Raw genomic sequence first — 13095 nt, forward strand, 5'->3', positions numbered from 1 at the left:
ATCCCGGGCACCGAAATGCAACGGACGTGCGAACGGATCAAAGATTCCACCCACACCGGTCCGCCTGCCAATCGCCTCGATTCGCTAACCCGAATAAACCACCCAGACAACGCACACAGCTCCTCGCCCAGCTCAATCGTCGCCGTGCGGCAGATCGTCACGCGTGTCTTATCTACGTTGACGCAAGGCATTTTCGCCGTTCAGAATCCCTAGGCTGACATCAGCAAAACGCTTACACTCTACATCGCCGACGTTTTACGCAATTCTCTTCCACGCACCCATCAGACGTCCGTGTCCGAACTCACTCGCTCGCAATCGATTTTTGTCCGCCACGAATTCGCGATTCGGCGGTTGCACTCGCTCTTGGGCATTGTGCCGTTGGGCCTCTACATGTGCATCCACCTGACGACGAATGCCAGCCTGCTCAACGGGACGGAAACGTTTCAACGGGCGGTCTATTACATTCACTCGCTCGGTGCGGCACTGCCACTGGTCGAATGGGGCGGCATCTTTTTGCCGTTGCTGTTCCACGCCATCCTCGGTGTTTGGATTATCAAGACCGGCAAATCGAACTTGGGCAGTTACCGATTCACGGGTAACAAAAGATACACCTGGCAACGCTGGACGGGCTTGCTCGCGTTCGTGTTCCTAATGTTCCACGTTCTTCACCTGCACGGCTGGTTTCACTTCGGGCCATGGCTCGCGGTCATGAAACCACTCGGGTTCGCGAACTTCTATCCGTACAACGCGGCCTCCTCCTTGGCCATGGCGATGGACGACTGGGCGTGGGGATTGTTCTGGCCTGCGTTCTACTTGATCGGCGTTTGGGCCACCGTGTTCCACTTGGCCAACGGGCTGTGGACCGCCGGAATCACGTGGGGGCTGTGGATTTCCCCCGCCGCACAAGAACGGGCTACAAAAGTTTGTGTGGCGTTCGGCGTCCTTTTGACGGTTATTGGAACAGCAGCCTGGTGGGCAGCCGTCGCTCCCGGCCCGGCAGAAATCGCACAAGCACGCGAGACCGAAAACGAAATGTACGAGGCGGCCCTGAAGACAGGCCTCGTCTACGACATGCCGGAGAAACGGTACGAAGCCGAAGAAGGCACCGAAGCGGAGACCGATGGCGCCGAAGCGATCATCATCGAAGAAACCATCATCGTTGAACCGGCCACCGAAGATTCCGAAGAAGAAGCTGAAACCGAAACAGAGCCGAGCGAACCTGCTTCCTGAGCGAAGCCCGGCGACCTAATCCGACCGGCCGATTGGGTCGGTCAAAACGACTCCTCAACACTCATCATTTGACCCTACTGGTTCCACACGGACACGAAGGTTTTCCAACATGGCAGCGTCCACTCAACCCGCCCGCGTCGTCGTCATCGGTGGCGGTCTCGCCGGACTCGCATCGGCGATGAAGCTCGCCGAACTCGGCTCAAAAGTCGACCTGATCAGCCTCACCCCTGTCAAACGCTCTCACAGCGTTTGTGCCCAAGGCGGAATCAACAGCTGCAACGACCAAACCCGCCAACTCGGCGATGACGAGTGGAAACACCTCGACGACACGGTCTACGGCGGTGACTTCCTGAACCACCAACCGCCCGTCAAAGAGATGGCGTTCTGGGCACCGAAGGTAATCGAACTGATGGACCGCCTCGGCGTTCCGTTCAACCGCACCGGCGAAGGGTTCATCGACCGCCGTCGATTCGGCGGAACACTTTACAAACGAACCGCGTTCGCCGGCGCCACCACCGGCCAACAATTGCTCTACGCCCTCGACGAACAGGTCCGTCGACAAGAAGCCGCTGGTGCGATCAACAAATTTGAGTTCTGGGATTTCCTGGGACTGATCCAGGACGAAACGGGTCGCTGCCGCGGTGCCGTCGCCCAGAACATGAACACGATGGAAATCCGCTCGTTCCCCGCTGATGCCGTTGTCGTCGCCACCGGTGGCTGCGGACTGATCTACGGCCGCAGCACAATGAGCGTGTTCTGCACGGGCAGTGCGGCGAGCCGCTGTTTCCAAGTCGGCGCGAAATACGCCAACGCGGAATTCATCCAAGTCCACCCGACGGCCATTCCCGGCGCCGACAAACTGCGTCTGATGAGCGAATCGGCTCGCGGCGAAGGCGGCCGCGTTTGGGTCCCACGCACTCCGCAAGACCCACGGTCACCGCGCGATATCCCCGAAGCCGACCGGTACTACTTCCTCGAAGAACGCTACCCCGAGTACGGTAACCTCGTGCCACGCGATATCGCGACACGTGAAATCTTCGACATCTGCGTCAACGAAGGACTCAGCGTTGAAGACGACCGAATGTGCGTCTACCTCGACCTGACCCACATTGAACGCTCGGAACTCGATCGCAAACTCGGCGGGATTCTCGAAATTTACGAGAAGTTCCAAGGCGTCGACCCTCGCGACGAACCGATGAAGATCTTCCCCGCGGTCCACTACAGCATGGGCGGCCTGTGGGCCGACTACGTCAAGAGTGCCGACGGAGGCCTCGAAGCCGGTGCCCCACGAAACCACATGACCAGCATCGAAGGCTTGTATGCGATCGGCGAATGCGACTACCACTACCACGGCGCAAACCGCCTCGGTGCGAACTCGCTGCTTTCGTGCATCTTCACGGGTCTGTTCACGGGCACCTCAATCGTCAACTACGCCGCCTCGCAAAAATCGGGTGCCAACGACGTTCCGCAATCGCTGCTCGATGCCGCAGTGAAAGCACAGCAAGATCGCCACGATCACTTGCTCAACGGCAATAAAGACAGCGACGAGAACCCTTACCTGATTCACCAAGAACTCGGTGACATCATGACTCGCGTCGCAACGGTCGTTCGCAAAAACGATCAACTCCAAGAAGCGATCGGCAAAGTCGACGAACTCCACGAACGTGCGATGCGAGTGAACCTCGCTGACACGGGTGCCTGGACGAATCAAAACGTGATCTTCGCCAAAGCACTGCAAGACATGTTCCCGATCGCCAAAGCATTGCTCCGCGGTGCACTCCAACGCGACGAGTGCCGTGGTGCTCACTTCAAACCTGACTTTATCAAACCACCGCTGACATCCGACGACCCCGTCGAACGACGCCGTCAAGCCGAAGCATGGTGCGATGCGTTCCAAGAGAACAACGAGAAGTACCTCAAGAGCACCATCGCGACTTGGAACAGTTCCACCAACCAACCAGAGCTGACCTACGAAGACGTCGACACCTCGCTGATCCCACCACGCCCACGACTCTACGGGCTCGTCGGTGCCGAGGCGATCGAAGAGGTCTGGAACGAACGAGCGGCCGCCCTCGCGGGAAACGCTCAGCCAGCGGGTTCTCACTGACCTAAGATCACGTGACGGACGGGTCGATTGACCCGCACGTCACGTTTGCCCCAACGACTTTTTACTTTCGCACGAACCTATCTTTTTCCGCCGTTTTACGAGTCCTGAATACCGATGATCGCCCTGGAACCTTCGATTAAGAATCGTCCCGAGTTCATCAACGTCCGCGTTCGTCGCCAAGACGGCCCCGGCCAAAAACCATATTGGGAACTCCACAAAATCAAGTACGAGCGGGAGATGAACGTCATCAGCGTGTTGCAACGCATCGCCGCTCAAGCAACCACGGTTGACGGTAAAAAAGTCACTCCCGTCGCCTGGGATTGCGGTTGCCTGGAAGAAGTCTGCGGTGCATGCACGATGGTCATCAACGGCCGCGTTCGCCAAAGCTGCAGTGCGTTGGTCGATCGACTGTTCGAAGAAAACGCAGACGAAATCGTCCTCGAACCGATGACCAAATTCCCTGTGCTCCGCGACCTCATGGTCGACCGATCTCGATTATTCAAAGCACTCGAACGCGTCGAAGGTTGGGTTCCCGTCGACAGCTACTACAACCTCGGCCCCGGCGAGCGAATCTCGCGGGAAGACCAAGAACGCAACTACCCGTTGAGCCAATGCATGAGCTGTGGGTGTTGCCTCGAAGCGTGCCCACAATTCACTAAAATTGAACTCACCCGCCAGGAAGGCGAAACCGAAGAAGCCTTCGAAGCACGCAAGAAAGCCGAATACGACGAAGCATTTGTCGGACCTCATGCGATCTCGCAAGCGATGCTCTTCAACAACCACCCAACGGGCAAGGCTCTCGCCGCCGAACGCCTCGAGGCTTTGATCGGTCCCGGCGGTATTTCGGCATGCGGCAACGCACAAAACTGCGTCGCGGTTTGCCCGAAAGAGATTCCGCTGACCACGTCGATCGCTCGAGCTGGACGCGCCACGACCCTGCATGCGATCAAAAAATGGTTTGACCGATAGTCAAACGAAAACACTCAGCGTGATGCATCGCGGACATGCGTCTGCGAAACGGCCTCCGCAAATGAGTCTCCGCGAGCGAGCCCAGCACTTGGTGCTCGCTCGCAAATTTCTCCTGAACGAACCACTCTTGGTTCGCACGCATCGTGCACGCAGGCTCTCGCTACCCGCGTTTGCTGACGCTTTTGACAATGCCCCTGCTCGTAAATTAACGGCAGCTACGGACAGGCGACTGCGTTTGCCGGACGAGAGCATTTCTGTAAATGACGTCGGTTTTCAAAGGCAGATACGTTCAACAGAACGTGTTCCACCGTCTGGTGACAGTGCCTTCAGCAAGAACGCAAATGCTCTCGCAAGAGAACGTCATCAACCGACGAAAACAACCGCCACCATGCTGCCGATCACAAACAACACCAAGAGAACGAGCAGAACAATCACGATCGGCGACGTGCGATACTTCACATCCGGCGTCTCTTCGATCACCCGCTGATAGCTCGGTTCAAAAATAGCCTGCCCCTTCTGCGACAACAGAAGGTACAAGATGTAGCCGTTGATGATCGTCCCAAACGGAATCGACAGCATCCCGAACCCACTCACAATACAGGCGACAATCCTGGCCGTCGGCCGAAATCCACGTAGCCCTCGGGCCAACCAGATCCACAGCGTGCCAAGGCCCAAGCAAACTGCCCCCACAATCCCCATCAGGATCGCGTCGCCATCGACAGACGAGTAAACGCCCGCGACTGATGCGATTCCGGTGGGTATCAAAAGTGCCGCGCCGAGGTAATACAACACTCCAATCGATTTCACCGATGCCTCGTGAGCGATATGGTACTCGCGATATCGCCGAACATCGTCAGGCGAACTGACCGTTTCTTCAACGTGGGTCGTTGGCGCAAACGGGTTAATCGACTCGGCTCCACCGCCACCGGGTGAACTGTAACCGTACGGATTTTCAGAATTTCCCAGACTCATCACGCCCCTCTCAACGTCCGCTAAACCTCAGCTACCAATCGACTGCACCCGCATGAGGCGACAGACGAGGACGATTTGCCCTCGCTCCACCTTAACGAATCGGGTGGCTAGGCAATAGCTCCCCAATCGATAGCAGAACGAGCAACCGATTTTTGGTATCCTGGTGCATCGCCACTTGGGGTGGACTGCCATTCGCATCCCCGCCACTAGCAGCCGAAGGACGGGCACATCATCATTTGAATTGCTCTGGCGAGCTGAACCCCAACGAGTGTGGTTCAACAAATTACGGAATGCGAACCGAAGGCAGAAAGCCGATGACACCACCGAGAATTTTTGACACTTGCCCCACAACGCCGGCTGATAGAATCGGGCAGATGGACGTCACCACCCTCTGCCGTAACTACCTCCGAATTTTCGACGCGATCCCTTCAGACATTCCGTGGGGGGTCGTCGCCCTCGAACGGCACGTGATCGTTGCCGACGCGAGAGATGAATCGACCAGCATGATCATGGAAGCGGTCGCGTCGCGTTTTGGCGAGGTCGTTGCCACTGAATCGCTCGAGTCGCTGCGATGCGACGGCGGGCCGCTCCTGGGGTGCCTGTTGACGGTCTCAGGGGACGCCGACGACGTGGCAGGACGACTCCGCGCGGCCTACTGGCAAGCCACCGAACCCTGCGGGAACGACGAAAACCAACCCTTTTGACCAAACGTGTCCACTGGGGCGCCAATACTGCTTGACGTCCTATCAGTCATTCACAAAAAGGGGGCCCTTTTCATGAACCGATCATTCATCACCTACCACCGCAACAACAAACAGCTCCACACCAGCAAACTCAACGGCTTCCCGTTCGTTTCTTTCGGTGCACCGGTCGGACAAATCAATGGCGCAACCTGCTTCGAGAGCGTGACCATCACAACCGGCGGAAAACGCGAACGTGTCGTAACCGCGAAAGACTTCGGCGGACCAGTCTCGATCTGCGTCGAGAGCCGAGGACAGGCACCGCAGTGGTTTGGGCTCGCATCCCAAATGCCATCACCGGTATCCGAGGAAAGTCGCCCTCAACAGGACTCATACCTTCAGGAAATTTCCGCCTGAGATAAACGCGCTGCGATCGGGATCGTGACGATGCAGCAATTCAAACCCGGTATCAAAACACGCCTTGGTTTCACGCTGACATCGAACCACACGCAGGTCCAACCAAAACGTCGGCAGCACCAACCGCACCATCTCTTCCGGGTACAACTGAAACGGCGTCACCACGCCACACGCATCCTTTGAAAAATCCTTGGTGTAGACACCAAAGAAACGTTTCCGTCGCTCAATTGCTGGCAACGGCCGATCGATCGACATCAACCCTCGCATCCGCACGATCCGCCGCTGCTTTCCGCGACGCTCGGGGGTGAGACCGGAAACGATACCTGTCTCAGAGAAGAACTCGCTCCACTGCGCAGGCAACTCAATTTCCCAATCGACCGAGCGGATTAGGCCGGCATAGTGGTTTGGATAATCGAAATCCAACATTTCACCATCTCCGGGTCGAGGGCTTCACCACTTTGACGATCCAACAATTCAATTGCTTGAACACGTGTCATCGGCTTACGGTAGGGACGTTGACTGGTCACGGCTTCATAAATGTCGACGACGGCACATAGCTTTGCCCACGGATGGATTTCATCGTCGGTGCAACCGACCGGATACCCACCACCGTCGAGACGCTCATGGTGCTGATACACCATCATTAACTGTGCGGCCGTCAAATCCGTTCGACGAGATACCTGCCGAAACCCCGTCAACGGGTGCTTCTGAATGATTCGAAACTCGTCTTCATCCAACCGGCCTGGCTTCGTCAAAATCGCGTCAGGAATTTCCAGCTTGCCAAGGTCGTGCAGCAATCCACCTGCGATGATCAACTCAACGTCCTCAAGCGAATAACCGAGGCCCGTGGCGAGGATACCAGCATAGTAGGCGACATTCGCACTATGGGTGAACGTCGCGTAATCATGATTCAACACGCGAAACAAATCGCCGGCGGCAAAATCTTCACGGGTCACTAAGTTTGCTGCGATGCCGCTCAGTTCCGCAGCCGCATCGACCGTGTCGTCGGTATTCTTACCACGGAAACTGGTTTCCAGAACGTCCAAGACGACTTCATTCAATGCCGCCGAACGCTGTTCATTATTGACGGCCCCGTCGCCCGCCGCGGCAACCTCGCGAAGGTATTCTTGATACTCTGCGCGCGACTCACGCTCGATGTACAACTGGCTGACACCACGCGACTTCAGGCGATTGAGATCCTCCGATGCCATCGGGTAGTTCGCACCACGAAACAACTGCGCCCGATCCGTATTGTCGATACGACAATATAAATCGGCACCAATTGCAGCCGAAGTCGAAAGCGTCGAAACGCTAATCGCAATGAGGTCAGTGACGAACATAAGGAAGATGCACGCTAGAAACGACCCCGAATAGAAACGAATGCCTAAACATAGGATACAAATCACCACCACAGTACGCCCCGCAGTGAGATTCCAGTTTTTTTATCTACGGCTACTCGACACCCCTCTATTGGGAGATCGCTGCCACGTAAATCTACAACACGCAAAGTGACACGCGTCAAAAAAAACGCTTTGATTTTGCCGGAACGCGCGTTTGTCGCACCGGAAAAATCCGCGTCATCGGATTCTCGCTTGGGGCTTCCCGTGAGCCATTGGGCGGACAACCCCGCGGCCGCATGCCGCTTCAACCCAATGATGCATCAACTTCCGTTACCATTTGCACACCGAAGCTTCATTCAACTGCAAAAGGATTTCCCCATCCATGCCTGATTTTTATCAACACGATGTAATCACGACGATTCACGACCTACGCAGCGCCAGTCTCGATAGCCTCGAAAACATGCTGCGAGAGTCCACCCAAAAACAAAAAATCGGTTTGGTATTACCGGTCACCGCCTCCGACATGCGAGCGGCCCCGTTTTCGAAAATTGTCGAAGAACTCGAGGTTGCCGACTACATCGGATCCATTGTCGTTAGCCTCGGCGTTGCGCCCGACCAAGCCGACTATGACGAAACGTGTCGAAAGATCGCACCGCTCGGCGATCGAGCCAAGGTGTTGTGGACCGACGGTCCGGCGGTTCAATCTCTTTACGAAGAATTGATTGACGCCGACATTCCACTATCAACGCCCGGTAAAGGACGCAGCGTTTGGACCGCGTTCGGTTATCTTCTCGATGACCCCAACGTCGAAACATTCGTGCTTCATGATTGCGACATTGTCGACTACAACCGACAAATGCTGGCTCGGTTGTGTTTACCAATGGTGCACCCGAGCTTGGACTACGAATTTTGCAAGGCTTACTACGCCCGGGTGACTGACCGCATGCACGGGCGCGTCGTCCGGCTACTCGTCGCGCCGCTGCTTCGTGCGTTCATCCAGTGCTTCCCCGAAAACCAATTCGTTCGCTTCCTCGGAAACTTTCGCTATCCGCTGTCGGGCGAGTTTTCACTCACTCGCAACCTGGCTCGAACCAATCGCGTCGCGAGCGATTGGGGACTAGAAGTCGGAACTCTCGCCGAGGTCTATCGGAACACATCTCTCAAACGAGTTTGCCAAGTCGACCTTGCGTGCCTTTACGAGCACAAGCATCAAGAGATGTCGATCACCGATTCGAAGCGTGGCCTGATGAAGATGGCACTCGACATCCTCACCACGATCTACCGAACGCTGGCGAGCCAGGGGATCGTGCTGAGCCACTCGACATTCGTCACACTACGCGCGTCGTTCCTCCGAATCGCCCAAGACTGCATCCGTCAGTACGCTGCGGACGCGCGAGTCAACTCGCTCGAATACAACCGCCACGACGAAGAAGCCGCCATCGAAGCATTCGCTCGATGCGTAACGCAGGCGGGCGAAATTTTTGCGAATGACCCGAGCGGCAACCCCGCGATCCCAAACTGGACTCGCATCCGCGCGGCGTTCCCAGACTTCCCGAAACGGCTACGCGAGTCGGTGTGCTAGTCGCTCACCAGGGCTGACATCAAAAATCGGCACCACGTCATCATGAGAGCATCTCGATGATGACGTGTAGGCTTACAATAGCCGGATTGCAATAGCGTGGACCACCGTCTAGCGACGGCGACTACCGCAAAGGTGCATCTGCGTTAGACCATCAACTGCGGTTGCGATTTGGCGTCATCGCCGAACCAGCCCCGTTTCTTGCCGGCGTCGACCAATCGTGCGGGCGGACGGACAACCAATAACGTCGCCAACAGGATGAACACGATTCCGGCCACCGCGAGCGGTCGACGCATGTCCGCGATCACGTACACACCACCTTCACCGGGGTGAATGATCTCGGTCGATGCAACGGGCAACCCGTACTGCTTTGCCAGCTTCACCGCATTGATCATGTTGATCACGGGAACGCCTGAGGCCAAAAACCGTGCTGCCACGCAGTCTGTCGCCGTGGCCGCGGAGGCTTCGCCGGTCGGATCGACATCAGTCGCAACTCCGGTCGTGCGTGTCGCAGCAGCAACGCTGTTCAGACCGAGCAAATTACGCGGATGAAATGACGACATCGGCCGAATAACCCCTTCGCCCAACACGTCGTTCCCCACCGTACCGCCGACGGATGCGTCACCGCCACCAACGTTGATGTACGCGGCATACGTTTCATCTTCGACGGCCTGTGAATAAATCATCATCCGTCGCTCGATCGCATCATCGTCGCTGGCGCTGTCCATCAGGGGCAAACCACTGCGAGTGATCGATGCCTCGAGAATCTCACGAGTATCGTCACTCATCCCGGCGGCGCGGTCTTGGAAACCGCCTCGTGAAACCATCTCGCTGCGATGATTGATGATACCTTGCTCGAACAACAGTTTTTCCATGTCCGGCCACATGAGGTCCGGCGAGTTCGCACCGAACTGACTCGACGCTGCACTACTGATGATCACGGGACGCAGGTCCATCGCTTCGGCAGCCGAATAGACGGCAATATTCAGAGCAGGAAACGATCCTGTGCAGCCGATCGCGATCCGGTCTCCGGGGCGCACGCCGGCTTCGATCAGCAATCGCATTGCGACGGCGGCAAAGTTCGGATTGACGCTTGTCAGTTTTGCTTCGAGGTGCCCTGGCAAACTGGTGACCAACGACATCGACGGGCCCACCATCCCAGTATCGGCGGGGTCGTGAATATCGAGCATGCGGTGGCCACGGACAACGCGTTCACAATGGATCGCGTCAAACGCATCCGCGGCTTGCTCGGACGCCAGCAGCATCCGATCCTCGACGTCGGGAATCCGCATCGCCGTTCCAGCCAGGTTTTCCAACGAGGCCCAACGACTCGGCATGTTCCGAATCGCGATCACAACCGCGATGGACAATACAGCGAGAAACAACAGGGAGGCCGAGGAGATTTTCTGAGGCCGGTAGTACAGCTTTTTCATGTTCCGAGTTTTGTTCTTTTCAATCAACCGTCAAAGGATTCCGTCCATCCGCACTCAGGTCAGATGAGTACGTCAAATCAACCTCACGCCAAATGCGTGACACCAATTGCGACGAGCGTCAGGTGAACCAACGCGGTCGCGATCACCAACGGCGAAAGCGTTTGAACAACGCCGCTTCGTGCGATCCAAAGCGCCACGAGGCCGGGGATCACAAACCCGATCACGGTCATGTTTTGCATCCACCCCATCGAACTCGAAGGGTCCATTGCGACACCACCGGTCAGCGCCAAACTCATACCGGGCCAAACCATTTCGAGCACCGCACGCAGCGTCGCTGCGACAGCGAACCCGAACACCATGGTCAACACCACGCGGCGACGACCAAACAAGATCGCATAACGATCGACTTCATGTACCAACCACGCCGTCAGCAAAGCCGCGATAATCGTGGCAATGACCGTCAAAGGTTGGTCAAACGAAAGTGCGAGATATCCGGGAACAATCATCCCGCCGACGCTCAAACCGAAAGCCTCGGTAAACAGCAAACTGACGACCAACCCGATGCCGATCGACAACGCAAGCCATTCCATCTCAGACCATCTCCATCACACGAACAGGAGCCGATTCGGGACGTTGAAATCGCTCCCATCCATCTTTCTTTTCAAAGTAATCTGCCAACGCCATCCCGGGTCCGGCGATATTACCGACGCCCATTAGCAGCATGCCTGACATTTGTTCTTGAGTGACATTGGCCGCGGGAACAACCGATTCCGCCGCCATTTCGGCGCGATGCGATTCACCTTCCCCGTGCCAACGTGCCACGACTTCTTCGTGAGGAACGGATCCTGCGCCAGCGTAACTGGCCGGATTTGCCTTCTGTTCCGCGGCGAACGATTCCAGCAACATCGTGACGACTTCGTCACCCGATGCGTTACCCAAACAAAGGATTCGGTTCTGGTCGATGCCGCCTTTGAGCAGTCGACGCAGGAACACGTCCGTCCCCGAACCGATGATCACGACTCGGTCATACTTACGCCAATGCACACAGGCATCGGCCATCGTGACCGAGCGGTCGATCCGGTCCACGCGGCAGTTCATCACCAACACGCGGCGATTCACGCCAGGGAAATAATCGTAGGCGGCATCCCAAATACGGGTCGTCGACTCAGGGTCGTTGGCCGCGAATGCGTTGACGAAGTGCCACGAATCGCCTTGAACGGTTTGCTGGTGAACTCGCATCGCACCTGGATCGGGCTGGGCTTCCCACATGCCACGAAGAGCCACATCACGGGCCACACCCATTTGCTCGCAAACGGCGAGCGACAGGGCCACGTTTTCGGCGTGTTCCAGGTATGAAAACTGAGCCAACTCTTCCGGCGTGATTTGTGCTGAATCTTCGGACGTGATGCTCTTCAATTGCGAACCACGGTCGGCACAGGCAGCCCCCATCACTTGCAGGCTGTCATTACGATCCTCTGCGGTCAGCAGAGTCCCACCGACGGGAACCGTTGCCGACAACGCACGTGCGACGTCGAGGCGTGTCGGCCCCATCACGTCGAGATGGTCGGCACGGGCGTTGGTGATCACACCATGAGTCGATCGCACGAGCTTCAGTTCGCAAACCGATTGCAACAGTGGTTGAAGTGCCATGCATTCGATCACGAGAGCCTCGGCACCTTCGGCGACGGCGGTCTTCACGATCCGTTTTTGCTCGATCACGTTGGCCCGGTCGGGACGAAAGATTGGCAACTCGCGACCGTCATCAAAGATCATACGTGCCAACGTTCCCGTGGTTTTGGCGCATGTGCGGATGCCGCCTGCACGCAGGCCCGCCGCGATCAATCGCGTGACCGATGACTTGCCGCGAGTGCCGTTAACATGGATTCGAAAAGGGATCTTCTCGAGTTGCCGGCGGTACCACCAAGCTTCCAGCAATGCAACCAAACCGACGATGGCGGCAACCGCCACCAATGCAACCAAGCCGTTCACAGACGGTTCTCTTTCAACGTGAGGAGAAACTAAGGCTGCTCGATCTCATGCCAACGGTGGCATAGGGGGAAAATCGAACAACGATTCGTGACAGATCCAATGATTCGCTGCAATCCAACAGCGGATCCATGACTAGGTGTGGGAAATACGCCGACCTTCGACCATGTGGTTTCGCTCGATAAGCCGTCCGCCGGAGCACAACGTGCGCGACGATCGCCTGACCTGCGGTGAACCTGGATAGGTTGGGGGCGTGTCTGTTAGCTGGGAAAAGATCGACGAACCGAGGCAGCTAGGCTCGATCTGTGTTCGTCGACAACGCGAGAATTATTCTCTCTGATCGGTCCGAGTAAAGACCGATCCTTGAATATTTTCTACCAAA

At 56.8% G+C, this 13095-nt stretch carries 12 protein-coding genes; 6 read left to right on the forward strand and 6 right to left on the reverse strand.

Annotation, left to right across the window (positions count from 1 at the left end):
• Window positions 1–291 precede the first annotated feature (291 nt).
• From FHS27_RS02810 to sdhB, 3 genes are all read left to right on the forward strand, one after another.
• The gene (locus FHS27_RS02810) at window positions 292–1230 is read left to right on the forward strand and encodes a succinate dehydrogenase cytochrome b558 subunit (RefSeq protein WP_184301471.1); all 939 of its coding nucleotides are present in this window, start codon (window positions 292–294) and stop codon (window positions 1228–1230) included.
• A 109-nt stretch (window positions 1231–1339) separates the two neighbouring features.
• Window positions 1340–3337, forward strand: coding sequence for a succinate dehydrogenase flavoprotein subunit (sdhA, locus tag FHS27_RS02815; protein WP_184301474.1), 1998 nt, complete (start codon window positions 1340–1342; stop codon window positions 3335–3337).
• 114 nt (window positions 3338–3451) lie between these two features.
• Entirely contained in the window at window positions 3452–4306 is an 855-nt protein-coding gene (sdhB, locus tag FHS27_RS02820; protein ID WP_184301477.1) for a succinate dehydrogenase iron-sulfur subunit, read from the forward strand.
• A 363-nt stretch (window positions 4307–4669) separates the two neighbouring features.
• Here the strand turns inward: sdhB and FHS27_RS02825 are convergent, their stop codons facing one another.
• The gene (locus FHS27_RS02825) at window positions 4670–5278 is read right to left on the reverse strand and encodes a hypothetical protein (RefSeq protein ID WP_184301479.1); all 609 of its coding nucleotides are present in this window, start codon (window positions 5276–5278) and stop codon (window positions 4670–4672) included.
• Between the two features lie 374 nt (window positions 5279–5652).
• Here FHS27_RS02825 and FHS27_RS02830 point away from each other — a divergent pair, with 374 nt between their 5' ends.
• Together FHS27_RS02830 and FHS27_RS02835 are read left to right on the forward strand one after the other, a co-directional pair.
• The gene (locus tag FHS27_RS02830) at window positions 5653–5982 is read left to right on the forward strand and encodes a hypothetical protein (protein WP_184301482.1); all 330 of its coding nucleotides are present in this window, start codon (window positions 5653–5655) and stop codon (window positions 5980–5982) included.
• Between the two features lie 72 nt (window positions 5983–6054).
• Complete coding sequence (locus FHS27_RS02835; RefSeq protein ID WP_184301484.1) at window positions 6055–6375, forward strand: hypothetical protein; 321 nt, start codon at window positions 6055–6057, stop codon at window positions 6373–6375.
• On the opposite strand, the gene FHS27_RS02840 is transcribed toward FHS27_RS02835, so the two are convergent.
• Window positions 6349–6801, reverse strand: coding sequence for a PilZ domain-containing protein (locus FHS27_RS02840; RefSeq protein ID WP_246419040.1), 453 nt, complete (start codon window positions 6799–6801; stop codon window positions 6349–6351). The genes FHS27_RS02835 and FHS27_RS02840 overlap by 27 nt on opposite strands.
• Window positions 6762–7715 carry an HD-GYP domain-containing protein gene (locus FHS27_RS02845; RefSeq protein ID WP_184301488.1) on the reverse strand — a complete coding sequence of 318 codons (954 nt, stop codon included), beginning with the start codon at window positions 7713–7715 and terminating at the stop codon, window positions 6762–6764. Before FHS27_RS02845 ends, FHS27_RS02840 begins: the two co-directional genes overlap by 40 nt.
• A gap of 382 nt (window positions 7716–8097) precedes the next feature.
• Between FHS27_RS02845 and FHS27_RS02850 the strand changes: the two genes are divergently transcribed.
• Complete coding sequence (locus tag FHS27_RS02850; RefSeq protein WP_184301491.1) at window positions 8098–9297, forward strand: glycosyl transferase; 1200 nt, start codon at window positions 8098–8100, stop codon at window positions 9295–9297.
• Between the two features lie 143 nt (window positions 9298–9440).
• Here the strand turns inward: FHS27_RS02850 and pgsW are convergent, their stop codons facing one another.
• The 3 genes from pgsW to pgsB all read right to left on the reverse strand — a co-directional run bounded on the left by pgsW (window position 9441) and on the right by pgsB (window position 12716).
• Window positions 9441–10727: a poly-gamma-glutamate system protein gene (gene pgsW / locus FHS27_RS02855; RefSeq protein WP_184301493.1), complete on the reverse strand. Its 1287-nt coding sequence runs from the start codon at window positions 10725–10727 to the stop codon at window positions 9441–9443.
• A gap of 83 nt (window positions 10728–10810) precedes the next feature.
• Window positions 10811–11317 carry a poly-gamma-glutamate biosynthesis protein PgsC gene (pgsC, locus tag FHS27_RS02860; protein WP_184301496.1) on the reverse strand — a complete coding sequence of 169 codons (507 nt, stop codon included), beginning with the start codon at window positions 11315–11317 and terminating at the stop codon, window positions 10811–10813.
• Between the two features lies 1 nt (window position 11318).
• Window positions 11319–12716, reverse strand: coding sequence for a poly-gamma-glutamate synthase PgsB (pgsB, locus tag FHS27_RS02865; RefSeq protein ID WP_184301499.1), 1398 nt, complete (start codon window positions 12714–12716; stop codon window positions 11319–11321).
• Window positions 12717–13095 lie beyond the last annotated feature (379 nt).

Origin of the sequence: Aporhodopirellula rubra, assembly GCF_014192335.1 — a bacterium.
GTDB lineage: Bacteria > Planctomycetota > Planctomycetia > Pirellulales > Pirellulaceae > Rhodopirellula > Rhodopirellula rubra.

Coding starts and splice junctions, on each gene's coding strand:
- sdhA (WP_184301474.1), top strand. CDS start 1,340: ATGGCAGCGTCCACTCAACCCGCCCGCGTCGTCGTCATCGGTGGCGGT.
- sdhB (WP_184301477.1), top strand. CDS start 3,452: ATGATCGCCCTGGAACCTTCGATTAAGAATCGTCCCGAGTTCATCAAC.
- FHS27_RS02825 (WP_184301479.1), bottom strand. CDS start 5,278: ATGAGTCTGGGAAATTCTGAAAATCCGTACGGTTACAGTTCACCCGGT.
- FHS27_RS02830 (WP_184301482.1), top strand. CDS start 5,653: ATGGACGTCACCACCCTCTGCCGTAACTACCTCCGAATTTTCGACGCG.
- FHS27_RS02835 (WP_184301484.1), top strand. CDS start 6,055: ATGAACCGATCATTCATCACCTACCACCGCAACAACAAACAGCTCCAC.
- FHS27_RS02840 (WP_246419040.1), bottom strand. CDS start 6,801: ATGTTGGATTTCGATTATCCAAACCACTATGCCGGCCTAATCCGCTCG.
- FHS27_RS02845 (WP_184301488.1), bottom strand. CDS start 7,715: ATGTTCGTCACTGACCTCATTGCGATTAGCGTTTCGACGCTTTCGACT.
- FHS27_RS02850 (WP_184301491.1), top strand. CDS start 8,098: ATGCCTGATTTTTATCAACACGATGTAATCACGACGATTCACGACCTA.
- pgsW (WP_184301493.1), bottom strand. CDS start 10,727: ATGAAAAAGCTGTACTACCGGCCTCAGAAAATCTCCTCGGCCTCCCTG.
- pgsC (WP_184301496.1), bottom strand. CDS start 11,317: ATGGAATGGCTTGCGTTGTCGATCGGCATCGGGTTGGTCGTCAGTTTG.